At 42.7% G+C, this 25,471-nt stretch carries 24 protein-coding genes; 12 read left to right on the top strand and 12 right to left on the bottom strand.

Annotated elements, in window-relative coordinates:
• Nucleotides 1–193: 193 nt before the first annotated feature.
• From ruvX to OSCIL6407_RS0118510, 7 genes are all read right to left on the bottom strand, one after another.
• Nucleotides 194–706, bottom strand: coding sequence for a Holliday junction resolvase RuvX (ruvX, locus tag OSCIL6407_RS0118540; protein WP_007354730.1), 513 nt, complete (start codon nt 704–706; stop codon nt 194–196).
• A gap of 53 nt (nt 707–759) precedes the next feature.
• Nucleotides 760–2,076, bottom strand: coding sequence for an O-antigen ligase family protein (locus OSCIL6407_RS0118535; RefSeq protein WP_007354731.1), 1,317 nt, complete (start codon nt 2,074–2,076; stop codon nt 760–762).
• A 7-nt stretch (nt 2,077–2,083) separates the two neighbouring features.
• Nucleotides 2,084–2,575: a PEP-CTERM sorting domain-containing protein gene (locus OSCIL6407_RS0118530; RefSeq protein WP_007354732.1), complete on the bottom strand. Its 492-nt coding sequence runs from the start codon at nt 2,573–2,575 to the stop codon at nt 2,084–2,086.
• A gap of 356 nt (nt 2,576–2,931) precedes the next feature.
• Nucleotides 2,932–3,630 (bottom strand): hypothetical protein, encoded by a 699-nt coding sequence (locus tag OSCIL6407_RS0118525; RefSeq protein ID WP_007354733.1) that lies wholly within the window; start codon nt 3,628–3,630, stop codon nt 2,932–2,934.
• Between the two features lie 80 nt (nt 3,631–3,710).
• Entirely contained in the window at nt 3,711–4,439 is a 729-nt protein-coding gene (locus tag OSCIL6407_RS0118520; protein ID WP_007354734.1) for a hypothetical protein, read from the bottom strand.
• A gap of 44 nt (nt 4,440–4,483) precedes the next feature.
• On the bottom strand, nt 4,484–5,098 hold the full coding sequence (locus tag OSCIL6407_RS0118515; RefSeq protein ID WP_007354735.1) for a hypothetical protein: 615 nt from the start codon (nt 5,096–5,098) through the stop codon (nt 4,484–4,486).
• 71 nt (nt 5,099–5,169) lie between these two features.
• Nucleotides 5,170–5,970 (bottom strand): WD40 repeat domain-containing protein, encoded by an 801-nt coding sequence (locus OSCIL6407_RS0118510; protein WP_007354736.1) that lies wholly within the window; start codon nt 5,968–5,970, stop codon nt 5,170–5,172.
• A 485-nt stretch (nt 5,971–6,455) separates the two neighbouring features.
• Between OSCIL6407_RS0118510 and OSCIL6407_RS0118505 the strand changes: the two genes are divergently transcribed.
• The 9 genes from OSCIL6407_RS0118505 (at nt 6,456) to OSCIL6407_RS0118465 (ending at nt 15,978) form a co-directional block, all read left to right on the top strand.
• The gene (locus OSCIL6407_RS0118505) at nt 6,456–7,565 is read left to right on the top strand and encodes an ABC transporter ATP-binding protein (RefSeq protein ID WP_007354737.1); all 1,110 of its coding nucleotides are present in this window, start codon (nt 6,456–6,458) and stop codon (nt 7,563–7,565) included.
• Nucleotides 7,566–7,668: 103 nt separating this feature from the next.
• Entirely contained in the window at nt 7,669–8,466 is a 798-nt protein-coding gene (locus OSCIL6407_RS0118500; RefSeq protein ID WP_007354738.1) for an ABC transporter permease, read from the top strand.
• A 129-nt stretch (nt 8,467–8,595) separates the two neighbouring features.
• Nucleotides 8,596–10,407 carry a GldG family protein gene (locus OSCIL6407_RS0118495; protein WP_026103778.1) on the top strand — a complete coding sequence of 604 codons (1,812 nt, stop codon included), beginning with the start codon at nt 8,596–8,598 and terminating at the stop codon, nt 10,405–10,407.
• Nucleotides 10,376–10,588: a hypothetical protein gene (locus OSCIL6407_RS36520; RefSeq protein ID WP_148288898.1), complete on the top strand. Its 213-nt coding sequence runs from the start codon at nt 10,376–10,378 to the stop codon at nt 10,586–10,588. Before OSCIL6407_RS0118495 ends, OSCIL6407_RS36520 begins: the two co-directional genes overlap by 32 nt.
• 71 nt (nt 10,589–10,659) lie before the next feature.
• Nucleotides 10,660–11,307, top strand: a complete 648-nt coding sequence (locus tag OSCIL6407_RS0118485; RefSeq protein WP_007358305.1) for a DUF4340 domain-containing protein — start codon at nt 10,660–10,662, stop codon at nt 11,305–11,307.
• A 174-nt stretch (nt 11,308–11,481) separates the two neighbouring features.
• Nucleotides 11,482–12,612 (top strand): ABC transporter ATP-binding protein, encoded by a 1,131-nt coding sequence (locus tag OSCIL6407_RS0118480; RefSeq protein WP_007358304.1) that lies wholly within the window; start codon nt 11,482–11,484, stop codon nt 12,610–12,612.
• Between the two features lie 104 nt (nt 12,613–12,716).
• A complete protein-coding gene (locus OSCIL6407_RS0118475; RefSeq protein WP_007358303.1) occupies nt 12,717–13,847 on the top strand; it encodes an ABC transporter substrate-binding protein in 1,131 nt (376 codons plus the stop codon).
• 291 nt (nt 13,848–14,138) lie between these two features.
• The gene (locus OSCIL6407_RS0118470; protein ID WP_007358302.1) at nt 14,139–15,074 is read left to right on the top strand and encodes an ABC transporter permease; all 936 of its coding nucleotides are present in this window, start codon (nt 14,139–14,141) and stop codon (nt 15,072–15,074) included.
• A gap of 100 nt (nt 15,075–15,174) precedes the next feature.
• Nucleotides 15,175–15,978 (top strand): ABC transporter permease, encoded by an 804-nt coding sequence (locus OSCIL6407_RS0118465; protein WP_173401185.1) that lies wholly within the window; start codon nt 15,175–15,177, stop codon nt 15,976–15,978.
• 50 nt (nt 15,979–16,028) lie between these two features.
• Here OSCIL6407_RS0118465 and OSCIL6407_RS0118460 read toward each other — a convergent pair whose 3' ends face one another.
• Entirely contained in the window at nt 16,029–16,712 is a 684-nt protein-coding gene (locus OSCIL6407_RS0118460) for a hypothetical protein (protein ID WP_234708833.1), read from the bottom strand.
• Between the two features lie 134 nt (nt 16,713–16,846).
• Here OSCIL6407_RS0118460 and xseA point away from each other — a divergent pair, with 134 nt between their 5' ends.
• Entirely contained in the window at nt 16,847–18,022 is a 1,176-nt protein-coding gene (gene xseA / locus OSCIL6407_RS0118455) for an exodeoxyribonuclease VII large subunit (protein ID WP_007358299.1), read from the top strand.
• A gap of 171 nt (nt 18,023–18,193) precedes the next feature.
• Complete coding sequence (gene xseB / locus OSCIL6407_RS0118450; RefSeq protein ID WP_007355780.1) at nt 18,194–18,421, top strand: exodeoxyribonuclease VII small subunit; 228 nt, start codon at nt 18,194–18,196, stop codon at nt 18,419–18,421.
• Here xseB and OSCIL6407_RS30935 read toward each other — a convergent pair.
• Complete coding sequence (locus OSCIL6407_RS30935; RefSeq protein WP_007355781.1) at nt 18,418–19,113, bottom strand: diguanylate cyclase; 696 nt, start codon at nt 19,111–19,113, stop codon at nt 18,418–18,420. The two genes, xseB and OSCIL6407_RS30935, sit on opposite strands and share 4 nt — an antisense overlap.
• Here OSCIL6407_RS30935 and OSCIL6407_RS30930 point away from each other — a divergent pair.
• On the top strand, nt 19,054–19,575 hold the full coding sequence (locus OSCIL6407_RS30930; protein WP_019487523.1) for an ISAs1 family transposase: 522 nt from the start codon (nt 19,054–19,056) through the stop codon (nt 19,573–19,575). The two genes, OSCIL6407_RS30935 and OSCIL6407_RS30930, sit on opposite strands and share 60 nt — an antisense overlap.
• Before the next feature lie 409 nt (nt 19,576–19,984).
• Here OSCIL6407_RS30930 and OSCIL6407_RS0118435 read toward each other — a convergent pair whose 3' ends face one another.
• From OSCIL6407_RS0118435 to OSCIL6407_RS0118425, 3 genes are all read right to left on the bottom strand, one after another.
• A complete protein-coding gene (locus OSCIL6407_RS0118435) occupies nt 19,985–21,454 on the bottom strand; it encodes an MBOAT family O-acyltransferase (RefSeq protein ID WP_007354420.1) in 1,470 nt (489 codons plus the stop codon).
• A 32-nt stretch (nt 21,455–21,486) separates the two neighbouring features.
• The gene (locus OSCIL6407_RS0118430) at nt 21,487–22,065 is read right to left on the bottom strand and encodes a Uma2 family endonuclease (protein WP_007354421.1); all 579 of its coding nucleotides are present in this window, start codon (nt 22,063–22,065) and stop codon (nt 21,487–21,489) included.
• 184 nt (nt 22,066–22,249) lie between these two features.
• Nucleotides 22,250–25,126: a zinc-dependent metalloprotease gene (locus OSCIL6407_RS0118425; RefSeq protein WP_007354422.1), complete on the bottom strand. Its 2,877-nt coding sequence runs from the start codon at nt 25,124–25,126 to the stop codon at nt 22,250–22,252.
• Nucleotides 25,127–25,471 lie beyond the last annotated feature (345 nt).

Below are 25,471 nucleotides of genomic sequence, written 5' to 3'. Positions count from 1 at the left end.
AGCGGAAGAATTAATATCATGTTTAGCAAATTATTTACGATCTGTCATTGTTCGCTGTGCTCGGCGCTGTTGCGATGAACGAAGCAATCTGAGGCACGAAGCTTGCCTGTAGCAAACTAAGCCTGAAGCAATCGCAACATAAATGCTATTGCTTCGCGGAACTCGCAATGAAAATTATTTAACCGATATGAAATTATCTCCCCTGCTCCCCTGCTCCCCCACTCCCCTGCTCCTCTGCTCCCCTGCTCCCCCGCTCCCCCGCTCCCCATCTCCCCATCTCCCGCCGCTCGTCTAACCATTGTTGCAAAATTATGGCCGCCGCTTTGCGATCGATTAAAGCCTTGTTTCTCGAAGGTGAGATTTTCTCTGTCAACATTAACTGCTCTGCTTGGATGGAAGTCAGTCGCTCGTCTACGTACTCTAAAGGCAAAGCAAGAGCTGATGCTAAGCGGGAGGCGTATTTTTGCACCTGTCGAGCTTGGAAACCAAGAGTGCCGTTCATGTTATAGGGTAAACCAGAGACTAAAACTTGTACGCCTCGCTCTGTTACAAGCTGCCGGAATTGAGCGACATCTTTATCAAAGGACGAACGTGCGATCGTTCCCAAACCAGTAGCAATTAGACCGGTACCGTCGCATCCAGCTACCCCAATGCGCTTTTGACCGATATCTAATCCTAGTGCTGAAATTCTAGAGTCATAATCCATCTTAAGAATTAGGTTCGTTCTACGGTAATGATTTGGACTTTAAAACCCTAGCATTAGAAGCTAGGTTTTTGTTTTAGTGACAGAACTGTTGTTGTCTTTTTTGAGGTTAAAAAAGCTCCCCCTATACTAAGTGCCCACCAAGGGATGTGGGCGTATTGAGCGCTATCAAACCAAGTGAGATCAAAGACGAGATAGGCGATCGCGATCGCCTCCATCCCGTGAAAGGACGATTTAATGGCTAAATAGATATAATATCCCCAAATAAAGGCGTAAGATATCAGTCCCAAAATGCCAATTGATAAGGTTGTATCAAGTATTAAGTTATGAGCTTTGTAAGTGGGTATTTCCCTTGTGCTAACTTGTCCGTTTATGGTAATGTAATCATAGGTAAACTGGTCTAATTTTACAACTATTGGAGTTTTTTTAGGATTTATGATGTAGGGGTAAGCGATGCCGAAGCCGTCAAATCCCCATCCAAAAAGAGGACGCTTTTTGATGCCTCTCAGGGATAACGCCCACATTGGTGATCTGCTGGACATTACTTGTTGTATTGATGGTTGGCTCCAATCTAGGGGTCTAGTAACGGTCATGCCGATGATGGCGATCGCGCTGATGAGAATTACTCCAGCCAATAGTTTTTTGTATTGCCATCCAAACTTGTATAATAGGGCTATTACTAAGCCTAAAACTGCCGATCTGGTGGTAGTGAATATCAATGCTGGGGAAATTATAATTAAGGTAGTTGTGGTCAAGCGATCGCTTGTTAGTTTCCACAGCCTACCGATGACGGAAATGAGGGCTATTGTGGCTAGGGCGATCGCAGCGTGACCTCTGTGGGAATATAATCCAATGGGTTGCTGTCCTTGAAATATACTGCTAGCATTAACATCAGGTCTGATAATTTTTCCCATTGTGGCAGTGTAATCGATGCGCCAGTCTATGATTTGAGGAATGGTGCTGAGGGCGAGGATGATGCCACCTATTATCAGTCCTTGGAGTTGAGAAGAAAGTAGTTGGGGATGCAGTTTGAGAAGTAAGGTATTACTGAGGGTAAAAGTAGCGATTAATAGCCAATATAGCCAGCCGTCGCCCATTTGGTCTTGTCCTAGAAAAGAAGTCAGCGGAAATGGACTTTTCAAGGTAGAAATTGCCCCTATTGTCAGAAATAATCCCCACAATATCAGGCTGATTTTCCAGGTGCGGGAGATTGTTATAGATTTACTTCCTTCCCAGATAATTGAGAGGTTTATCGCTGCAATTATCCCAATCATAAACACTTTGGGTGCCGTCCAGATGTAGCCCCGGCTGATGCCCCAAGGGTTGATGAGTATGATGCTGAGAGTATATAACAGGGTGTAAATAGATTTCACGGCTGTTTTACTTCCGTTTTTTTATTCTTTTGATTGTTCCTAATCCAGTTAATGCTAATAATGCTGCTAATACAGTTGTTGGTTCGGGTACTTCTTCAGGATCATCTTCAGAAAATGCCCGCATTTGGAAACTTCCTTCCGGTTTGTCGAAAGCTAATTGAATGGGAAATGCTGTTTCTGCTGTCGAGCCAATTAACGAGTCGATGCCCGTAATTTTGAAGTTGGAAACTCCACCACCTAATAAGGAAACGAAGTCTACGCTATCTCCAGCACCGAAAGTTCCTAGTAAGACGTTTCCAACTGTGACGGCAAATTCGGTATCTTCTCCTACGGGGAAATCAAGTATTTCTGTAAATAGTGTGTCTTCTAATGATTGGAATTCAAAGCCATAGGTTGTGTGAGGGTCATACCATCGGCAACCTGGTACTTTGTTGAAGGTTTGCCAGCCGTTTTGTACGCTGGTAGGAAGGATGGGGTTTTGTTGGGTTAAGCCTCGCATTTCTTTGCTGACACCACCGCCGCCGCTGTTTCCATTGCTAAAGGTTGGCGATTCTTCAGGTTCGTAGACATTGACAAAAAGTTCGTAGTTGCCTTTGTCTTGCCCGCGACCACCGACGGATTGAACTAATAGGTTGAGAGTGCCGCTATTGCCTATAGTACCAGTTAACCCAGAGGCAAAGCCATTTCCGACAGGAGAGCTATTGTCGTCGTATAAACTGGCAGAACCTGGGCTAGATGTGCTTAAGTGTGTGTTGGGATTGCATTGATTTGAGGGGATATCGTTGTTTGTCCAGGCTGTATATTTTGAGCCTGGGGTGAGTTGGTCTAGCTTGTAGTTGTCTTTTTGACCGGCAGCTAGGGTGCCTGAAAATGTTTTAGAGGTTTTAGCGGGAGTAAATGTGTTTGTCCAACCCCACCTGATCCCGTTGTAAATATTAGCTTTTTTTCTCCCGTTTTCTTAACTAAGTATAGTTCTGCAATCCAACTAATATTTTTTAAAGGAGAACCCCCTGGACCATCAGCAAAAGTAGTTTCTGTTACACCAGGAATATTTGTAGGATAGTAAGGAGTTTGACTTGGATCTTTACTATCAAAGATATCCGTTGCGTAATCTGATCTAGTTACTAACTGAAGCCACCCAAGATCATCTTTATCTGTTGGGTCTTCATTACTTGGATAGTATCTGAACTGGAGATTTCCGCCAACCAGTGTTTGGTTGCTGTATGAAAAAGCAGAGGGATAATATTTCTCTATGTCAAACGAACCTTGCAATTCGGGAGTATCATAGTCAAAATTCCAGCCTCTACTTTGGTAATTTGCATTCAGCAAAGTCTTGAAATGAGATGTACCACCAGCTTGAATGGGTGTGGGGGTAATCATCTTCACTGTGTTAGTGCCAAACCCTGGTATTTCATAGGTGATGAATTGTTGGAATAAAATACTAGCACTTGGCTGTGGTTCAGGAGTAATGCTAAATGCTAGAGCGCCCTCTCCCAGAATTGCAAGCAGTGAGTTTACCACTATGAAAACTAAAGGATATTGTTGAGATTTCATTTTCCACGCCTCCTTATGTTAATTAGATAATTAAGAGAGATAAACTGCTTCGCCACAAATCATTCAAAAACAAATTTCGATTAAATTTTGCCTGATTGTGGCACTAACCAAAACTCTACAGATGGAGTAGCTACTTGACCTTTCCATAAATTTTCTAATACCTGTATTTCAGGTTGAGAGAACTGGGTTTGAATAAGACTCGAGTAAATTAACTGAATCTTGTAGGCATCTGGCTTTAGACCAACAAAAGACCAAGTGCTGCCTGATAAATTAGTAACTTTGAGTTCAAGGTAATTTTGATCTATCCAGGAAAGCTTTCCCTCAAGAAGGAAATTTACACTATCTCCGGGATTTAATAACATATAATCAGATTTGCTAGGTTCTATAGGGCCACGCAGCAGAACAACTGGTATGTTTTTATTGTCCTTGCCAACTAGAACCGGGATAGGGTTATTAAATCGAACTAAGTGAATGTGTTTTTTTTGAATATTAGTGATAATTAGACCAAAACTCACATCTGTTTTGGCATCAGATTGCTTACTTGGGATAGTTAGGAAGCGCTTCGGCATAACAATTTTAAAGCGAATTCCATCCACTTCAACAGTATTGCTGTCAGATGAAGAAGGGTCTAAAGGATCGGCTGCATTCAGGGTGTTTAACCCTTGACCTTCGCCGATAAACACTGAGTAAGCCTGATAGTCCAATAAACCAGGATTTTGTGTAATCGAAAAGGCCGAAGAAGATTCACTGGTCAGGGTGACTAACAGGGTAGTAGATAAGAAGAAAAAGAGAGATTTTTGAGTCAGCATTTTTCTTGAAAGTTTGATAAGTGACAGTAGTAATGAAATTTGAGCTAGCCATCTTTTTCTAGGCTAAACTCCACGAAAGGCAAGCGCACTTTCCCAGTCCATATATTCTCTATTTGCTTGTTTTCTATAAGTTTGGGCATATTTCTTCCATTTTTGGAATAATTAACTTCGGCTTTGTCGATCTCATTTTCATACTGAAACCGAATTCGATATTTTTTGAGTGGGCGTAAACCAAAGAGTCCACAAAATATCCAATAACTACCATCTCCAAATGGGATCTTCAAGTCAAATATTTCCCCTTTTGCTGTCGTAATAAGTGCATCGGTTAAAAAAGTCACAGTTTCTCCAGGTTGTGCCAAGGAAAAATCATCATCGAAAAGGTCCCATCGATACCAATCTGACCATCGACCAGTCAACCTGAAAATTTGCTGGTCTATCATTAGTTCTGGAGTAAGCGCATTAAAAAAGCAGAAGTTAAGAGGATTAGATGTATTGTTAGTAATCTGAATTCCTAACTCCACATCGATCATTGCTCCTAGTTGTTCTGCGGGCACCTGCAAAATTCGTTTCGGCATAAAAACTTTAAACTCGACACCATCAACTTCAACGGCATCGTTTTCATTACTTGAGTCCCGATCTTCGTGTATAATATATGCCATTTTTTTAATTCATTATAAAAGTTTTCACGAGATTTAGTGTTGGTTTTTTCATTGAATTTATGATCCTTTTTTTAGATACCTAAATCAGGGTCGATCGGAAAGTCAGGAATCTGCTCTAACTCGAAGGTTGTTAGATTAACCCGCCACGCTCCAACTGGGAGATTGCGATCCCAGCGGGGCCAAGATTCTTTGATCTCATAGAATCTTGAGTCGGGTGAAAACCTGCCAAATAAATGAGTAAAATTGAGTTCCCTAAATTCTGGAATCTCTTGGCAAGTCTCAACATTGAAAAGCCTTGTGAAAGAACGATATCGGTATGCGTAATTAGGATAGGGGTAACTGTTTTCCTCCGCAGGTAAATTCGTCATTAAATTAATAACTAAAAGACGATTATTTGGTGAAAATTGAAAGGCGACTGGCCCTCCTGGGGTATTACCTTCTTGCAAGGGGCAGATGCGCTTAAAGCTAGGAAAGGCATACAGAAAGATTCCTTCCCGGTCGTAAGTAAAAAATTTCTTCTCATCGTGGGAGAAGCCATAGACTGGCTGAGCAACACGAGCAATTGTTCTGCCAGTTGCCAAATCCCAGAAAACAGTGTGGTCTTTTTGAGAAGCAGCGACCGTTTTGCCAGCGTTCAAAATAAATGTCTCCCTGACAACTAGCCCAGCATCCATTTGAAAGGTACGAATTACCTCTCCAGTCGTAATATCTTTGATGCTAACTTGACCTTTTCTGTCACCGCTAATTTGGTAACGACCAACTGTATTGGTGTTTCCTCTCTGGAGATACCACTCGCCTACTCCGTTGTCAGCTAAAGCGCTAGTTCCTATGAGTGAGAGTACAATTAGGCACAGAGCAACAGGTTTGAGCATATCAAATTACCTTTTTTTACTACCTAAATGTAGCTACCACTCTTAATAGTAAGTTGACTCTCGCGATCGCGACTTACAAAGTAGGACTTGCTGAGGGCTTATTTCAAAGATTATCAGAGTAAAATTCTCACTACAATCCGAGAAGTTACTTAATTTATCGACATCCTGACAACCAAATTAAATTTGATCTACGTAAGATTATTTATGCCAAAAGAAGGATTTAAGATAAATCTAGACTAATTTGTCTAAAAAGTTTCAAGGGATACTTTTTTGCGAGCTGAAAAGCGATCGCAATTTGCTAGGATTCTTAATATCTAATTTAATCCTAAGTCACAACTACGGCTTGGGGTCGCAACGAGTTGCAACTTGTGATACATTAGGTGGTTGCAAGGCTACCTACCCAAAGGCTAAAATTACCATCCTGTTGGGTTTGTTCAATTCTAAGCCAAAATCCACCCATCTAAATGACTTATAAGTTCTGACCAATGATTGAAGTAGAACACTTAAGCAAAAACTACGGTTCCACAAGCGCGATCGCGGATGTCTCCTTTAAAGTGGAACCGGGAGAAATTATGGGATTTTTGGGGCCCAATGGTGCCGGCAAAACCACAACGATGCGGATTTTATCGGGTTATTTACCCGCTTCGGGAGGTACGGCCCGCATTGCAGGTTACGATGTCCATGAAAACTTAATGGCAGTACGGCAAAAAATTGGCTATTTGCCGGAAACACCGCCGCTATATCCAGATATGACGGTTGAGGGTTTTTTGTACTTTGTTTCCCGAATTAAATTAGTGCCGGCTGGCGATCGCACTCGTCAAGTAGAATCGGCAATGCGGCGTACCAGTTTAATAGACAAACGCAAGGTTTTAATCCGCAAACTTTCTAAAGGATTTAGACAACGAGTTGGCATTGCACAGGCGATCGTTCACGACCCACCAGTGATTATTCTAGATGAACCGACTGTGGGTTTAGACCCCCGACAAATCATCGAAGTTAGGAATTTAATTAAAAGCCTTGCAGGTCAGCATACTATTATTTTGTCTACCCATATTTTGCCTGAAGTTAGCATGACTTGCAGCCGCGTAACGATCGTTAATCGCGGTCAAGTTGTGGCGACGGGTAGTCCCGATCGCTTGATGGGACAGTTTCAAGAAGGCTACGAATTGGAAGTTGAAGGGGATACGGAGTCTTTTGAGAGGTTAGTACCAAATCTGGAAAATGTGGCGGGAGTGCGATCGCTAGAATTGATGTCAATGGTAGGGTCAGAAAATCGCCGCCGAGTCCGAGTTGCCTGTGAATCAGCAACGGAACCCGGCCGAGAAATTGCCGCTGCGATCGTCTCTTCTGGGTTGGGGTTGTATGAAATGCGCCGCACTCGCGCTACTCTGGAAGATGTGTTTTTAGAGTTGACAAGAGCCGAAAAGAAAGAGCAGCTTGTAGTGGAAGGGGAAAGGGAAGAGGAAGCGATCGATGAGATCAAGGAAGTAGACCAAGAACAGGAACAAGAACAAGAAGGGGAAGCGATCGCACAAAAGGAAGAAGAACCAGAGGTAATAACCGAAGAAGGGGCTAGTGGCTGGACTAGGGACTAGGGAAAGAGGAAAAGAGGGAGAGATGAGTAATTAGCCATTACCAATTACCAATTACCAATTACCAATTACCAATTACCAATTACCAATTACCAATTACCAAAAAATGTTAATAACAATTAGCAATATTATAGCCATCTACCGCAAAGAATTACAGAGTTATTTTGCCTCACCATTAGCTTATGGAATAGCCGCGATCTTCTGGTTCGTGACAGGATTATTTTTAGTTGCAATTCTCCTATCACCAGACGGCTTAATCCCCCAAGTTGCTAGACTAGATCAACAAGGAATTAGCGAAACCATAGACGTTTCCTACGAATTTTTACAAGCATTCTTAGGACTGATGGGTTCAATATCCCTATTCATCCTACCCATGCTATCAATGGGACTGTATGCAGAAGAACGCAAACGGGGTACATTAGAATTATTAGCAACATCACCCCTCACAAACTGGGCAGTTGCCGTCGGTAAACTGCTAGGAGTATTGACATTTTACATCACAATGCTCATACCATTAATCGCCTGCGAACTCATCGCCCTTAGTGCATCAAGTCCCCCTCTACCTCCAGCAGTATTTTTGTTAGGACACGCCGGATTAATCTTATTAGCAGCCTCAGTTTTATCACTAGGAATGTTTATCTCTTCTCTCACAGAAAGTACAATTTTATCTGCTATACTCACCTTCGCTTTAGTGCTATTCCTGTGGATAATTAAAGTAGCATCTAGCAGTATCAGCGGCCCTGTAGGGAAAGCAATAGGTCATCTTTCTCTGCTAACACATTACACTAATCTTGTCAAGGGAATAGTTGATACAAGCAGTCTAGCAATGTTTGCTACCTACATTTTTTTAGGAGTGTTTTTAACCGCTCAATTTATTGATGTCTTGCGTTTCCAACGCTCTTGATTTATTAATAGAAATTACCATCCTTGTAACGCCGCCCTCTGGGCGGTATCATTATTAAGCATTCTTCATTACTTCTTCCCTCTTCCCTCTTCCTTCTTCCCTCTTCCTTCTTCCTTCTTCCTTCTACTTATGAAAATCGTTAAAAAGAATTGGAAATACATTTTTTTGCTAGGCCCAGCCTTAATCGTCGCCGGAATCACAGCAGGTTTCATCGCGGGTAGTTGGCAACCAATACCTTTAGGAATTATTATCACCGGATTGGTGATAATAGGGTTGTGGTTGCTTTATGCCGCTTATCAACAAAACTTTTGGGGACGGCGATCTACTCAAGTCAGTAGCAACGCGATCGCAGCTACCCTCTCTATATTATTAATTCTGGCCCTCATAAATTTTCTGGCCGCACGCTATGCCACTCGTTTAGACGTAACTGAAAGCCAACAATTTACCTTAGCACCCCAGACCCAGCAAGTGTTAAGAAATTTGCCGCAACCTGTGAAACTTTGGGTGTTTGATCCTACCCAAAATCCCAGAGTGAGAGAATTTTTAGAGAATTATCAAAAAGAATCCAGAGGCAAGTTTACCTTTGAGTTTGTTGACCCGCTAACGGAACCAGGAAAAGCTCAAGAATATGCTATTAACGGTCTTGGAGAATATCAATTAGAATCTGGTTCTAAGCGGCTATTGATTCAAAAAGGTGTAGTAGTTGGCTTTAACCCTAGTCAGATACCGACAGAAGCGAAGCTAACAAATGGCTTAGAAGAGATTTTGAGTACGCGATCGCCAAAAGTTTATTTCCTTCAAGGTAACGGCGAACGAGCAATACAGGAAGGTCAAGGAGGGCTATTTGAAGCTGAAAAATCCCTTAAAGACAAAAATTATACCACATCAGTCATCAACCTGAAAGAAAGCATAAATGTCCCCCAAGATGCCGATGCTGTCATAGTTGCGGGCCCACAAAAAGCATTTTCCGAGGAGGAAGTTAAAGCATTAACCGCTTATCTCGATCGCGGCGGTAGTTTGATGCTAATGCTAGACCTCACCCCTAATAATGCAAGTACAGGATTAGATAGTTTGCTGAAAGATTGGGGCGTTACCTTAGACAAAAGTCTAGCCATAGATCCTTCCGGCGAGGGTCAAAGATATGGTCTGGGTGCGACTGTTCCCCTAGTCAAGCGTTACGGCGACCATCCTATTACTCAAAGTTTCGGTGCTGGCACTTCATTCTATCCCCTTGCGCGTCCTTTAGAAACAACTACGGTGACTGGAATTGAACAAAAGCCACTCGTTTGGACAAGCGATGAAAGTTGGGCTGAAAGTGATTTGAGTAACAGCAGATTGGAGTTCGATCCGAAGAGCGATCGGCAAGGGCCGTTATTATTAGGTGTAGCTATAACTCGTTCTGCGGCTACAACTACCCAAGCAACGCCAACACCATCGCCAACGAGTTCTCCAAGTGCATCACCAGAGGCATCACCAACAAGTTCTCCTACTACATCGCCAGAAGCAGCTCCAAGTGCATCACCAGAGGCATCACCAACGAGTTCTCCTACTACATCACCAGAAGCATCTCCTACTGTATCATCAACGAGTTCTCCAACTACATCGCCAACGAGTTCTCCAACAATTTCTCCTACGGCTTCTCCCCCTTCCCCTTCCCCTTCCCCTTCTTCCGCCAAAGAATCTCGTATGGTTGTGTTAGGAAATTCTCAATTTGCTACGAATGGCTGGTTTGAACAACAGCTTAATGGAGATGTGTTTATTAACTCAGTTAGCTGGTTAAGCAAGCCAGATCAGAAAATACTTTCTATCAGCCCTAAAAAAGTTACAAATCGCCGCATCAATATGAGTCTTGTACAAGCAGCAGGATTAGTTATTGCATGGCTAGTTTGGCCCTTAATTGGATTAGCAATTGCGGCGTTTTTATGGTGGCGGCGGCGGTAGGGAGATGGGGAGCGGGGGGCGGGGGAGCAGGGGAGCAGAGGGGCAGGGGAGCAGGGGAGCAGGGGAGCAGGGGAGCAGGGGAGCGGGGGAGCAGGGGAGCAGAGGGGCAGGGGAGCAGGGGAGCAGGGGAGCGGGGGAGAAATTTTTTCGATTAGCAAAGAAATTAGCAATTACCAATTAGCGATTAGCGATTACCAATTACCAACTAACAACTAACAACTAACAACTAACAATTAACAATTAACAATTAACATGAAATTCAAGAATAATACTTTAGCATTGATAGTCATAGCTTTGGGCTTGAGTGGGTTCGTTTACTTCTATGAAATTAAAGGCAAACCTGAGAGAGAAGCGGCTAAGGCGAAACAAGAGCAAATCTTTGATTTCAAAACTGACCAGGTAAAATCTTTTACCTTGACAGTTAAAGAAAAAGTATTGACAATTGAGCGAAATAATGATACACAAAATGGAAAAAGTAAATGGCAAATAAAAGTACCAGTTCAACAAGCAGCAAATCCAGCGTCCGTAGACTTTTTGCTGGATAGACTGACGACAGGGAAGAGCGATCGCACCTTCAGTATCCCCACCGCGACACTCTCAGAATTTGGACTCGACCAACCCCAAGCTAAAATTGAGATTAAGTTAGACAACCAACAGACTCATCATTTAATCTTAGGTAAACCCGAATTCAGCAATCGTTTTCTCTACGCTCAAGTCGATCCGCCATCACCGCCACCTCAAAATTTATCTGTTATCCTAGTGCCGATAGACTTTAAAACAGCCAGCGATCGCCCATTATCAGAATGGCAAGAACAAAACAAACAGGAGGCTCCAAATCCGACCCCAAATCCGACCCCAACTCAAACCCCAACTCAAACCCCAACACCCAAGGATAACTAATCCACCTCAACAGAGCTTTATGCACCGCCCCTGCGGAGCGTTAAGAAAATCAACATCGGAGGTGAAGGAAAACTCTTTACAGTTATTTATCCTTACCGACCTCCCCTAAAATACAGAAAAGTTTAAACTAAATTGTATTGAACCAGCGTGCATTACCGTCAGGAAAAGCCACTTATGTTTCAGACTGCACTCAACCAAGGTACAACAGTAGCGGAAACTGGATTCGACGTTGAACTCCGCAAAGTGTTCAAAGTGTTTAACGGCGAGACGGCAGTGCGAGGAGTTGACCTCGATATCCGTCAGGGAGAGTTTTTCAGTATTCTGGGGCCTTCTGGCTGCGGTAAAACTACGACGCTGCGGTTAATGGCTGGATTTGAGACTCCTTCGGCTGGGGACGTGATGATTCGGGGTCAGTCGATGACTAATACTCCTCCCTACCGCCGCCCAGTAAATACGGTGTTTCAAAGTTATGCTCTATTTGGCCACATGAGCGTCTGGGAAAATATTGCTTTTGGGTTGCGGATTAAGCGACAGGGAAAAGCTGAGGTTGAGGAAGGGGTGCGAGAAGCCTTGAGGCTGGTGAAAATGGAATCTTTTGCTAACCGCTTCCCCAGTCAACTTTCAGGAGGTCAACAGCAGCGGGTAGCTTTGGCAAGGGCCCTTGTCAATCGCCCAGCAGTGTTGTTGTTAGATGAACCACTAGGAGCTCTAGATTTGAAGTTGCGAAAGCAGATGCAGGTAGAGTTGTCTAATTTGCATCAAGACTTGGGCTTAACTTTTGTGATGGTAACGCATGACCAGGAAGAGGCAATGAGCCTTTCCGATCGCATCGCAGTGATGCACGAGGGTCGGATCGAACAAATTGGTTCTCCAGAGGAAATTTACGAGTGTCCTCAGACGGCCTTTGTGGCAGATTTTATTGGGGATACGAATTTATTTCCGGGGAGAGTAGAAGCAAGCGATCGCTCAACTCTGACTATTCGGACTAAGAGTAACCTGAAAATAGTCGTGCAGCAATCCGATATGTGGAGTGGGGGGACGGGAGAATCAGCAGTGGTAAGCGTGCGCCCTGAGAAAGTATATCTAAATCTTTATCAGCCTGATGTCTCGGTAAATTGCTTTGAGGGGCGGCTGAAACACACAATGTATATGGGGACTCACGTTCACTACGTAGTCGAGTTGGTTTCTGGCGATCGCATCACAGTCCGTCAACCAAATACAGGCGGCTCGTTTCCCGATGCTCACACACCCATCTATGCTTATTGGGGAACCACCGATTGCCTTGCTTTAAGCGATCAAAGGTAATCACCACAGTTAACAATTAACAGTTAACAGTTAACAATTACCAGTTAACAGTTAACAGTTAACAGTTAACAGTTAACAGTTAACAATTACCAATTTTTCAATCTGTGCCTCCGACTAATTTACCGACTTATAGGCTCAACAGCACACGCCCAACTCGGCGCAAATTCCTACAAACATCGGCAGCAGCCTTGTCAGGATTGACCCTTTCTAGCTGCGGCTGGCGACTGGCAGACGTGCAATCTGCTCCCATTAGTAAAGGTGCTTCTGACAAACTCTATATCTATACTTGGGAAGGCTACACAGATAAGGCTCTACTAGATCGCTTTACAGAAAAAACAGGTATCCAAGTCATCGCAGATGTATTCGACTCCAACGAAGCAATGTTGGCTCGAATTCAGGCCGGTGGTGGTAGCGCATACAGTATTATTTACCCTTCTGACTACATGGTGCTCCTAATGAGCGAATTGGGTTTACTGATTGAACTCGATCGCTCACTTTTAGGAGGCTTGGATCGGCTCATAAAGCAATTCCAAAGTCCTGTTTACGATCCAGGAAATCGCTATAGCGTACCCTTAGCATGGGGTACTACTGGGTTGATTTACAACACCGAAAAAATTAAGTATCCTATCGAAGATTGGGACGATCTCTGGAAAAATCAGAAGGCATTATCTAAGCGAATGACGCTGTTAAACGATTTGCGAGAAGTGATGGGAGCGGCGCTGCGGATGCTAGGCTACTCTTTAAATACAACGAATCCTAATGAAATTAGAGAAGCCTATGAAAGATTATCGGAACTAAAACCAGACCTAGCTTCTTTTACTACAGATGCTTGGCGACCTCAAATGCTAGTTGGAGATCTAATGGTAGCAATGTGTTACTCATCAGATGCTAATGAGGTAATTCCAGAAAATACTAATTTGCAGTATATCGTACCTAGAAGTGGTTCTTCCCTGTGGACTGACACCCTAGTAATTCCCAAATTTGCTCCCAATCCTGAAGCAGCTTATAAATGGATAAACTTTATGCTGCAAGGAGATGTAGCCGCATCTTTAGTAGATCGACTGAGTTTTTCTACTCCTTCGGAGGAGGCTTTTAATTTGTTAGAGCCTGAAGTCCGCGAAAACAAAATTTTGTTTCCCCCAGAGGAGATTTTAGCAAAGTGTCAAGGTATCGCTCCTGTGGGTGAAGTTACTGCGGTTTATGACCGATATTGGACTAAACTTACAAGTGAATAGTTAGTGGTTAGTTGTTAGTTGTTAGTTGTTGGTGGTTAGTTGTTAGTTGATAGTTGATAGTTGATAGTTATTAGTTGATAGTTGATAGTTGATAGTAAAAAAACACAAAATAACAACCAACAGCTAATGATCGCTAATTACCAATTAAGTAAATCCACCTAATTAAACATAAGATCGGGATGGCTAAAAAGCTGACTGTATAAGCATTCTTCCTTCTTCCTTCTTCCTTCTTCCTTCTTCCTTCTACTTACCAATTACCAATTACCAATTACCAATTACCAATTACCAATTATGGCTGTATCGACTAAAAATTCTTCGCAACCTAATTCTGGATTTAAAACTATTGTTGGTCAAATTTGGTCAAAGTTAATCGGGCCTTTCACATTGCTGGGGCCTTCTGGCTTATGGTTAGCTCTATTGCTGGTACTACCAACTCTAGTTATTTTAGAATTAAGTTTAGTACCCAATATTAAACCAGGAGATTTGGTAAATCCTTCGGGAATTGAAAACTATTGCCGCGTTTTTGGCTTTGATAAATGCCAGTTGTCTAAATTCTCTTGGACTAACTTAAGAGTAATTGGTAGATCTTTGTCTTTCGCAAGTGGTACAACTTTCTTCTGTTTACTATTAGGATTTCCAGTTGCTTACTGGATTGCCCTTAATGTCTCAAAGCGGTGGCGAAATTTAATTTTGCTGGGCTTTGTACTGCCGCTGTGGACTTCTTCTCTGTTACGATCTTATGCTTGGATTACCATACTGCGACCTACGGGTGTACTCAATACGGTGCTGACGGGGTTAGGGCTCCCCCCTGTAGAGTTGCTCAATAGCAGTCCTGCTGTTTTAATTGGTATGACCTATAGCTATTTACCCTATATCGTTACAATTCTCTACGCTTCTCTGGAAAAGCTAGATCGGCGGTTGCTGGAAGCATCTGCGGATTTGGGTGCGAATCCTGTAGAAACTTTCTGGAAAGTGACTGTACCGCAAACTATGCCTGGAATTGCGGCTGGTTCTTTGCTAGTATTTATCAGCAGTTTGGGAGATTTTGTCGATCCAGAATTGTTGGGGGGCGCTTCCAGCATGACTTCGGCTAGATTGATTTACAATCAATTTTTGGGAGCAACTCAAAATTGGGGGCTGGGATCTGCTATGAGTATGGTGTTAATTTTTGCTGTGAGTATCGCGATCGCGCTTTTGCTGAAGTATGGCGATCGCAAAGCAATCTAAATCAGTTAACTGTTAACTGTTAACTGTTAACTGTTAACTATTACAAAAATCACTTGATGGAGAAGCTGTGAGCAATCAAGAGGAGGAATTACCATTAGATATGTTGCACCCCAAACCTAAATTTCGGGTTTCTTGGCAGGTTGTATTTGCAGCTTTGATGTTTTTCTATATGTACCTGCCCATCTTCGTACTGAGTTTTTATAGTTTTAATAAGTCTCCATTTAGTGCTGGTTGGAAAGGATTTACTTTAAATTGGTACGTCAAGTTATTTAACGATGCGAGGATTTTAGGGGCACTACAAAATAGCTTAATTGTGGCTTTTTGTGCTGTCGGAATTTCCGCAGTTTTCGGTACTTTAATGGCCGTAGGTTTGGCTCGTTACAAGTTTCCTGGTAAGAGTTTGTATCAAGGCGTTTCCTATTTGCCGCTAATTATTCCCGATATCGCGATCGCAGTTGCTACTCTAGTATTTTTAGCAGCAGTAGCTATTCCTCTGAGTTTATGGACAATTGTAGCGGCTCATATAGTGTTTTGTCTAGCTTATGTTGGTCTGGTTGTCTCTACGAGGTTAGCCGATCTTAATCCCTATTTAGAAGAAGCTGCTCTCGATTTAGGGGCAACTCCGGTGGAAGCTTTTATAAAGGTTTTGTTGCCGCAATTAATGCCGGGGATTGTATCTGGATGCTTGCTCTCTTTTGTGCTCAGTATGGATGACTTTTTAATTGCCAGTTTCACAGCAGGAAGCGGTTCAACAACTCTACCCCTAGAAATTTTTAGCCGGATTCGGACTGGGGTTAAGCCTGATATTAATGCTCTGAGTGTAATCTTAATGCTAGTCTCAGGAGGGATAGCTGTGTTCGCGGAATTTCTGCGGATGCGAAGCGAACAGAAACGAGCCAAGTAAAACAATGTATGTATGGTAGTGCTATCATCCAGACGAAAGCGGTTGCTATATTAAACATGAGAGAGAGATGGAACTAATTGCTGATGTACCCACTTCTCGGTACGGTTTAAAATCTCGGTACTTTGTTTGATAGTGAGACAGACTTCTAGACTCAATTTCAAGGTATTGGGTGAAGGAGATAAACTTCTTAGGGGTGCTATTTCGGTGGGAGAACAGCCTAGCATTTCCATATAGGCTAGTGTCCAACCTATAGCTGCAATCTCATCGATATTGCCTACACCTCTGCACAGGTAACAGTTTAATTCCTGTCCGCCGCATTCTGGACAAAGCCAATCTTTTATCGGCGAATGAGACTGGTTTTCACTCAATCCCGATCCTATTCTTAGCGCTTTAATATGATTTTTAACAACTTGTTCAAAAGCTCCATCTTGCTTGGTTATCTCCGAGGATTTAATATTACTTGGTGGAGGTGAGTTAAGCGCTTTTGGTGTAGAATCTGTTTGTATTACTTCATCAGGAGGAGATTCATATTCGTTGGCTATGGCTTCAATATCATCATTCAGTTCAATTGGTGATATTGACGGGGTTTGTTGAGGAGAAAGTGCGTTTTGCTGATGGTGTTCGATTGCTAGCGTCCAAGTTCTTTTATGTCGAAGATCGCCATATTTTTTTGCTTCTGCCTCGGTAATGCCGATGGTAGCCGCCTGTTGGCGTAGCATAGTCAGTGAAATCATTTGATTTTCGGTGAGATTAATCAACAACTTGAGTTTTGTACATTATAAATAGTAGCCTATAATTAGAATATTAGAATATTGCTATTGATACGGATCTTACCAGTTAGATAGTAATGATTAAATTTTCCCGATCCATGACTTCACTTATTCCCGATCGCCTCATTCCTGATACGGCTTTGTCTGTCGCTGGAGTTACTTCTTACATTCAAGCATTGTTGGAAGATGACAGCTATCTGCGCCTCGTTTGGGTAACGGGGGAGGTATCGAGTGTCTCAGAATACCGCAGTGGCTTATTTTTTACTCTATGCGATCGCGACAATCCGGTTGTGATTCGCTGCGTGACGTGGAACTCTCAGCGGGAAAAGTTGGTACAATTGCCAGTCAAAGGGGAACAGTTGATAGTTTTGGGAAGCATCCGCGTCTATAAAGCGCGGGGAGAATATCAATTGAATGTTTGGCAAGCGCTACCGGCGGGGGAAGGGTTGCAAGCTCTGCGTTACCAGCAGTTGCGATCGCGCCTCGATGCTGAGGGTTTGTTCGATCCTACCAGAAAGCGATCGCTTCCAATACATCCTCAAACTGTGGCTGTTGTCACTTCACCAACTGCTGCTGCTTGGGGAGATATTCAACGCACTCTCACTCAGCGATATCCCGGTTTGCGGGTATTATTATCACCTGCTTTGGTGCAGGGAGAATTAGCGCCAGCTTCTATTGCCACAGCAATTGAAAGAGTAGAATTAGATGGTCGTGCTGATGTAATTATCTTAGCACGGGGTGGCGGCGCTGTGGAAGATTTGGCTTGTTTTAATGACGAACGGGTGGTACGCGCGATCGCTAATTGTTCTATCCCCACGATCGCAGGTATTGGTCACGAAAGAGATGAATCTTTAGCGGACTTAGTTGCCGATAAAACTGCTCACACTCCCACCGCCGCCGCTGAAAAAGTTGTGCCAGATATTGCTAATTTATATATTCAACATCGCCAAAGAGTGCGAACATTAATAGAAGCTGTAGAGCAGCGTTTATACAAATCAGAAGCACAATGTCAAGGATTAAAGCATCGATTAAAACGTCTGCCTTCTACATCGCGAAGTTTACAACAGGCAACTGTACAGTGTCAAATGTTACGAGAAAAGTTAGCGGCACTTGACCCTCAAGCTGTGTTACAAAGAGGTTATGCGATCGTAAAACAAAATGACGGAAGTCTGACGCGCTCGACTGAGGGGTTAGCTCCTGGAGAAGAATTAACTATTAAGTTGAATCGCGGTATGCTTAAAGTCAAGATTGTAGAGATAAGTAAATCCACCTAATTAAACATAAGATAACGATGGCTAAAAAGCTGACTGTATAAACATTCTTCTTTCTCTCCTAGATAACTAAATTTTTCTTCCTTCTTCCTTCTTCTTTTTCTCCTAGATAACTAAATTTTTCTTCCTTCTTCCTTCTTCCTTCTTCCTTCTTCCTTCTTCCTTCTACTTAAAATGATTGATTTTTCACAACGCCAGTCTGACTGGAAATATGAAACGACAGTGGCTCAGCTTGAAGAAATTATTAATCGAGTTGAATCAGGAGAACTCCTTTTAGAGGAAGTTTTTGAGCAATTCGCAATGGCTGTAGAATATTTGCAGCAGTGCGAAACTTTTTTGGTTGAGGGTAAAGAGCAAATGAATTTATTAATTGAAACTTTAAACGATGAACCTGGATTTTAAGATGTGAAAGGTTGCGGACAGTTTTGAGGGTGAATCACAACGATCGCGCGATCGCGTCCCTGGTTTTTGGCTAGATACAAGGCTCGATCTGCGTTAGCAATTAAATCCTCTAATCTCATATCTAAGCTGGGAATTAAACTGGTAACACCCAAACTCAACGTCAAGTATGGGTTTACCTCCGACTTGGGGTGGGGAATAGCGATCGCAGCGATCGCCATTCGTATAGATTCTGCCACGATTAACGCACCTTCTGCATTTGTATTCGGCAAAATCGCCACAAACTCCTCACCACCGTAACGAGCAACTAAATCTGTAGGACGTTTGGGAATTTTAGCGATCGCCTGCGCCACTTGGATCAAACAATCATCTCCGCGCTGGTGTCCGTAGCGATCGTTGTAGCGTTTAAAATAGTCAATATCCATGAGAATCAGTGCTAAAGGTTGCTGTTCTCGTAGATGTCGTTGCCACTCTCTAGCCAGATAGTAATCGAAGCGGCGGCGATTCGCAACCTGGGTCAATCCGTCTAAATTTACTAAGCGCGATAATTCCTGATTGGCACGTTGGAGTTCGACGGTGCGATCGGCAACTTGTTGTTCTAGCGTTCGATTGTAATCAGTTAAAATTTTTTCCACTTGCTTGCGATCGCTAATATCTCGAAAACACCGAAAGAAGAGTTTGCTGGTAGAGAGCATAGCTATTATCAACAAATAGAAGGAGGGCATCATCGAGTTGAAAAAAGACAAATTTGGACAGTGGCAGTCTCGGAGTTACCACCTCTTTATAATCAATCATTATGGACTGGATTAAAAACGATTGTGATGGTCGTAAGTGAAAGACGTTTGTGGAATAAAACTACCACAGAAGTTCGGTTTTATTTAAGTAGTTTAGCCAGTAATGCTGAGAAGATTTCTCAAGCAATTCGCAGTCATTGGGGTATTGAAAATAGCTTACATTGGACATTGGATGTTACTTTTTCTGAAGACAAGAGCCGCATTCGTAAAGATCATTCTCCTGAAAATTTTGCTCTTCTACGTCGTTTAGCTGTCAATTTACTGAAACAGGAAAAAGGATTTAAAGGAAGTTTAAAAATGAAGCGGTATCTGGCGGGAATGGATAATAATTATTTAGTTCAAATTTTAGACTCTGCCAGCTAACGCTCGAAAACTATAGCAACCGCCAAGGCGGTTAGGGGCTAGGGGCTAGGGGCTAGGGGCTAGGGGAAGAAGAGGAAGAAGGGGAAAAGAGGGACTACGATGCTCTGATGCTCAGGAAAGAAGAGGAAGAAGGGAATGGAATTAAGGGTTTGAGGAAACTAAAATGTCCTAACCACCTTGGCGGTTGCTATAAAACGGATTTCCGATCTAAATTGATTCAGCTTTAAGAATTCAGAAGTTCTTAAAGCTCGATTTTAACTGGGTTAATCGCATCAGATTTAAGAGTTTTAAGAATGCTTTTCTCAGATAATAGTTAGGCACAAATATGATTTTATGTCAACTTAATTTAGATGCGTTTACCCTGGAGAGTTTGCATATCAGCAGCCGGAATTTATCTTAGTTAAGAATCTTAAAAATCAAAATAAATATAAGGTAAACCACCCTCCGGTGCCAAAGCTAAAGCAAGGAAACACAACGGTACTAAAATCAACTTTAAAGGCCAATTTAACTGCAACTTCAAACCTCGGTGCAGAGTGTAACTAATTCCCATAACCACCACCACCAAGGCCACCATCCAACTTATCTGAAATCGCTCTAAACCTAGAGACTCAATATAAACTTTCTGAGCAAATTGAACATCCGCATTATGTCCCCAAAAATGTGAAAATACTAACCCAGAAATTTTTAAATCCGGGAGTCTAAAAAATATCCAAGATGCAAATACCATGCCCTGAGTCAACAACCAACCCACCAAAATCCCAGGCAAACTTTGCCAAAAACTTTCCAGCGATAACTGCTTAGAAATAACTTCCGTCAGGCGATGAACTACTAAAGCCAAACCATGCAAACATCCCCAAATAATAAACCCCCAAGCCGCCCCGTGCCAAATTCCTGCAATCAGCATGACAATCAATAAATTCAGACAAGTTCTAACTAAGCCTACCCGCGAACCACCCAACGGAAAATATAGATAATTCCGCAGCCAATCGCCTAAACTCATGTGCCATCTCCGCCAGAAATCAGCAATACTAACACTGAAATAAGGAAAATCAAAATTTTGGGGCAAACTCAAACCCATCAGTAAAGCAGTACCGCGAGCCATATCAACATAGCCGCTAAAATCTAGATATAATTGCAGTCCATAAGCAATTGTCGCTAACCATAAATCCCCACTACCAGCCCTCTGTAAATTATCAAAACTGAGGGTAACTAACTTACCCAAGTTATCAGCAAAAACTCCTTTTTTTACCGCACCAGAAGCAATCAGCCAAAGTCCTTCAGCAATTCCATCGTGCGTCGGAAATTTTAACGTTTTGAGCTGACTGAGCAAATTGTGATAGCGAGTAATAGGGCCAGAAATTAGTTTGGGGAAAAAGAACTTGTAAGAGGCAAATTGCAGCAGGGAATTAGCAGCAGGAGCACCTCGATATACATCAATCAAGTAAGCAACGCACTCAAAACAAAAGAAACTCAGTCCTAAAGGAGAAATTACATTAGTGTTTACCCACCTAGCACTATCTAACGCAACTGGCAAATTAAAAAATGTACCGATGGAAGTCAAGAAAAAAGGCACATATTTAAAGCCTAATAATAGTGAAATATTAATGATAATTCCCAGCCACAGAAGGAGGAAACGGCGGCGGTTCCAAGCTTCATTGGCAATCCGCCAGTCAAGAGGTTCTCCTATCGCTTTTGCCAAGCGGTAATTAAATAAAATACCGATTAATAGTAGAGGGATGTACTCTATTTGTAGGAAAGCATAGAATCTGATGCTGGCCGCCAGCATCACAAACAGCCGCCATCTTCGGTTAGGAATTAGCCAGTAAATTACTAGAGTAATCAGTAGGAAATAAGCGTATTTTAAAGAAATAAAAGTCATATTAATGGTTATTGCTAAGCAATTATTAACTGTTAGTTTAACTCGATATTTTCATACAAATCGGCCAGCGAAATTTCTACAGGAATAGAAGTTAATGTCAGCCGATCGTCGATACTGCTATATTCTGAAAATATCCACTTATTCGCTTCAGTTTTAAAGTATTGCTCTACCTGTACCCGGTATTGATCGATTAATAAATATTCCTGAAAACTAGGAAGACTGCGATACCCAGCAAACTTTTCATCGCGATCGTAAGCTTTGGTACTTTTAGATAGAACCTCGGCGATCAGCAGAGGATTGGTAATTGTATCCGTGCGTCCAGATTGGAGTTCAATCGGTCGTGCTACCACCATCACATCTGGGTAAGTATAATTATTAAATTGGGGAACCCAAAGGCGTTGATCTGATGCAAAAATACTGTAAGGTTTACCCTTGAGACTCACCCTCAAAATAGCATTTAAGATGCTGGTGATTTCATTGTGATTCGGTGTACCACCCGTCATTAGAACAATCTCTCCATTGATCAACTCATGCCGATCCTGAGAATTAATTTCAGCTTCTAAATATTCCTCAGCCGTGTAGGTTTTAGTTTCAACTTGCGTGACGATCATACACAATTCTCTCCTTATAATCTACTGATTTTAGTTAATATTGCACAGGCATTACGCACGATCGCAGTAGGGCCGCCATCTTGGCGGTGACTTTACCGCCAGGATGGCGGCGTTACGTATATCGTGCGTAAGTCCCATTGAAAATTCCTAAACTAACAACTAACAACTAACAACTAACAACTAACTAATTAGATTCAATTTGTGCATTCAAAGTCTTAGTAATCCGATCGCGCGTTTCCTCCAAATGAGCTCGCGTGTAAGCATCCGCCTTCTTATCATCCTTCCGAATCGCTTTACTCAAAGCTTCCCGTAGTTCCCGTAATTCAGACCAAGCCAAAGCCCGTGCATCTTCAGGAGCACCCGTCTTTCGCAACACCATCCCCATTAAAATAGCTAAGTGTTCGCGCTGTAACGATCGCCTGAAATTAGAAATCGGCATCGACTTATCGTTTAACTGCAAAACCTCCGTCCAAATACCCTTATGCAAAGTATCAAATAACTCCGGCATCTTCAAAGCATTCTCCGGCGCAGTCTTCAATTCCCCATCCCGTAGGCGCGTCAGACGGACAGGAGAAAGCAACACCCGCAACGCAAAACGCTGAAGAAAAGTAATGCGATCGCCAATCGGATAATCCAAAGGAAACATCAACGCCGGATTTCCCCAATGATCCCAACGCGACGGCGCTAACTTATTCAACAACTCCGGCGAGAAACTAAACGCATCCGCCGCAAACACATACTTTTGAAGATTCGCCAAAGCTTCCCGCTGTTTCTCGATCGCGATCGCTTCAAAAGGCAAACGTCCATTTGGATCGCCCGGGCGATCGCGGTTAAACGACTGACCCCCAACATATAGAGTTGTATTCATCACATTCTGGAAATAATACCCAAACACCGTATCAAACATCGTCCGCAACTCACTGTAACCCTCACCGCTAGCAGGAGTCCGATCCTCCAACTTCTTCCACATCACCCGCGAATTATCCAACTGCCACTGAGAATAGCGCAACATATTACTACTAAGATCGAACGTATTCGCAGCCGGATTCAAAATATCAAAAGAATCCTCATCCGCCGCATAAGAAAGCGCAGGTTCAGGAGCCCGCTGCGCGATTTCCGCCAACCTATCCACCTCAGCCGCCGGATTCACCCCTCCAATCGGCTTATAACCATACTCGATCGCCCATCGATCGTAAGGCCCCACCACCACCGGAAAATAATCCCCCTGTTCAGTTCCCTGCGGCGCAATATTAATCGGCACATAATCCATCACCGACCCCACCAAACCCTTAGTTTGAGTAATAGCCGTATTATTCAAATCCTCCGGTTCCAGCATCGTACTCCCATGAAAATTGTGCCTCAGTCCTAACGTATGACCCACCTCATGCGCCGCCAAGTAACGCAAATACTGGTGTACGAACTCCGACATATCGCTACCATCAGGCGGCGCATTGTGGAACAGAGAGAGCGCCATCGCCCCGATCGCAAACTGCTTCGACGACTCCAACCCAAAACACAAATCAGAACTAGACATCAACTTCGACAGCGCAGAACGGCCCTGCTGACTGTATTGTTCCCTCAAAGTTGGCAAATCATCTAATTCCAAACCATCCCCCCTCCTCAGTCCTCCATCCCCACTTTCCAAACCCTTAATATAGCGAGAGTAAATACCGAATTGGCAAGGATTACCATTAGTACCATTTCGCCCCTGAAAAGCCTTTGCCATCGATTGATTTTGTTGCACCAAACTGCGATAGCCATGCTTAATATCTCGGACAATATTTGCATCCAAAAGAATATCCGCATCTAAAATTTGTCCCGTCAGCGGATTGATCCGAGACGGCCCAATACCCGCAAATGCAGGATAAAAAGAACTAGACCAGCGAATCGTGTTATAGCGCACATCAGCCGGGTCCCAAGACGCATTATCCGGCATTTGCTTAACTTGAATTGCATCAATAAATCCCGCCTTCTCAAAAGCTTTATTCCAAGCTAAAACACCCTCGCTGATAGCTTCCCGATACTCCAAAGGCACATTATTTTCAATCCAGAATACAATCGGCTGCACTGGCGGCGACATCGGAGCCCCAGGATTTTGCTTTTGCAAATGCCACCGATTCACATAGCGTACAAAAGGCTCAGAACGATTTTCATCCGAAAAATCCTTGTAAGCAGTTAGGAAATAGCCCACACGCTCATCGGCGGTGCGAGGTCGATAGCCATTATTAACAGGAACTTCAGAGAAACTGTAATGAATGCGAAGATTAAAAGCTCGGCTATCCGGCAAAGATGGAAGATAAGCCATATCGCTATCATTCGAGCTAGAGAAACCATAAACAGAGGAAATTTCTACATTTAAAGGGAAGGCTTTCACTTCCTTAAAATAAGACTTATCAGGTTCTATAGAATAGGAACCCCCCAAGAAGTAAGGCAACATTGCAGTTATCCCCGGAAGGTCGCGGCGTTCGCTCATCAGTAAATCGCTAAGATCGATTAGCAAACTTTTTCGTTCAGGATGAATGCTTTTAATCGGTAAAGAATAGAGAATTGAATCGCTAAAAGAACGTTCTACAGAACCAGCTTGAGGATCGCCATCATGGGTGCGAAAATTGATATTAGGAAGGGCAAATTCTACCTTGTTTTGTTGGCGGCGCAACTGAAACAAAAAATCTCCAATTGGCATTCCGCTATAAATTCCCGATTCTCCTAGTCCCGATTCTAGAGTGATAAAGCAGAGGAATTTTTTATTGAGTTGTTCTGGGGTAATTTCTAGATAAACTTTTTTCTCTTCTTTCTCAGTGTAGAGAGTAAAAAGTCCAGACAATTTTTCCGTATCTTTAATGACTTGTTCAAAGGGTTGTAGTGCTTGCTGTTCGGCAGTATTCCCATTAGGACTAAACTCTGGGGTTTGAGCCGATAAAGAATCAGGTAAAATCACACCTCTATATAAAGAAAACAGAAAAAAGGAAAGCGCAAATAGAAAAAATAGAAAGGGTATATTTTTTCTTTTGGTTTTCCCCTTTTGATTTGTACTTTCTTCGGAAGATTTTACTTGTTTCATGGTAGTGCTGATTGCTAATTGCTGATTGCTAATTGCTGATTGCTAATTGCCGATCGCTGATTGGTAATTGGTGATTGGTAATTGGTGGTTGGTAATTGGTGATTGGTAATTGGTGGTTGGTAATTGGTGATTGGTAATTGGTGATTGGTAATTGGTAGTTGGTGATTGGTAATTGCTTATTCAGGATTTATGCGCTATGACCATAGAAACCGGGTTTTTTATGAAATCTGTGGGCTGGAACGAAGTATTTTCGTAAAAAACCCGGTTTCTGGGCCAGCTTGGTAAGTCCTACAACTAACAACTAACAACTAACAATTAACAACCAACAATTAACAGTTAACAGTT

Origin of the sequence: Kamptonema formosum PCC 6407 (genome assembly GCF_000332155.1) — a bacterium.
GTDB lineage: Bacteria > Cyanobacteriota > Cyanobacteriia > Cyanobacteriales > Microcoleaceae > Kamptonema > Kamptonema formosum.
The sequence above is the reverse complement of the archived record's forward strand: the minus strand, read 5'-3'. Positions and strand labels throughout refer to the sequence as shown.

Bases quoted from the DNA above. Each gene is read 5' to 3' on its own strand.
- OSCIL6407_RS30935 (WP_007355781.1), bottom strand. From the start codon at position 19,113: ATGCTCTCTACCAGCAAACTCTTCTTTCGGTGTTTTCGAGATATTAGC.
- OSCIL6407_RS0118495 (WP_026103778.1), top strand. From the start codon at position 8,596: ATGAAAATCGTTAAAAAGAATTGGAAATACATTTTTTTGCTAGGCCCA.
- OSCIL6407_RS0118460 (WP_234708833.1), bottom strand. From the start codon at position 16,712: ATGATTTCACTGACTATGCTACGCCAACAGGCGGCTACCATCGGCATT.
- ruvX (WP_007354730.1), bottom strand. From the start codon at position 706: ATGGATTATGACTCTAGAATTTCAGCACTAGGATTAGATATCGGTCAA.
- OSCIL6407_RS0118425 (WP_007354422.1), bottom strand. From the start codon at position 25,126: ATGAAACAAGTAAAATCTTCCGAAGAAAGTACAAATCAAAAGGGGAAA.
- OSCIL6407_RS0118485 (WP_007358305.1), top strand. From the start codon at position 10,660: ATGAAATTCAAGAATAATACTTTAGCATTGATAGTCATAGCTTTGGGC.
- OSCIL6407_RS0118505 (WP_007354737.1), top strand. From the start codon at position 6,456: ATGATTGAAGTAGAACACTTAAGCAAAAACTACGGTTCCACAAGCGCG.
- OSCIL6407_RS0118510 (WP_007354736.1), bottom strand. From the start codon at position 5,970: ATGCTCAAACCTGTTGCTCTGTGCCTAATTGTACTCTCACTCATAGGA.
- OSCIL6407_RS0118515 (WP_007354735.1), bottom strand. From the start codon at position 5,098: ATGGCATATATTATACACGAAGATCGGGACTCAAGTAATGAAAACGAT.
- xseB (WP_007355780.1), top strand. From the start codon at position 18,194: ATGATTGATTTTTCACAACGCCAGTCTGACTGGAAATATGAAACGACA.
- OSCIL6407_RS0118465 (WP_173401185.1), top strand. From the start codon at position 15,175: ATGTTGCACCCCAAACCTAAATTTCGGGTTTCTTGGCAGGTTGTATTT.
- OSCIL6407_RS0118530 (WP_007354732.1), bottom strand. From the start codon at position 2,575: ATGCGAGGCTTAACCCAACAAAACCCCATCCTTCCTACCAGCGTACAA.
- OSCIL6407_RS0118470 (WP_007358302.1), top strand. From the start codon at position 14,139: ATGGCTGTATCGACTAAAAATTCTTCGCAACCTAATTCTGGATTTAAA.
- xseA (WP_007358299.1), top strand. From the start codon at position 16,847: ATGACTTCACTTATTCCCGATCGCCTCATTCCTGATACGGCTTTGTCT.
- OSCIL6407_RS0118520 (WP_007354734.1), bottom strand. From the start codon at position 4,439: ATGCTGACTCAAAAATCTCTCTTTTTCTTCTTATCTACTACCCTGTTA.
- OSCIL6407_RS0118480 (WP_007358304.1), top strand. From the start codon at position 11,482: ATGTTTCAGACTGCACTCAACCAAGGTACAACAGTAGCGGAAACTGGA.
- OSCIL6407_RS0118525 (WP_007354733.1), bottom strand. From the start codon at position 3,630: ATGAAATCTCAACAATATCCTTTAGTTTTCATAGTGGTAAACTCACTG.
- OSCIL6407_RS0118435 (WP_007354420.1), bottom strand. From the start codon at position 21,454: ATGACTTTTATTTCTTTAAAATACGCTTATTTCCTACTGATTACTCTA.
- OSCIL6407_RS0118500 (WP_007354738.1), top strand. From the start codon at position 7,669: ATGTTAATAACAATTAGCAATATTATAGCCATCTACCGCAAAGAATTA.
- OSCIL6407_RS0118430 (WP_007354421.1), bottom strand. From the start codon at position 22,065: ATGATCGTCACGCAAGTTGAAACTAAAACCTACACGGCTGAGGAATAT.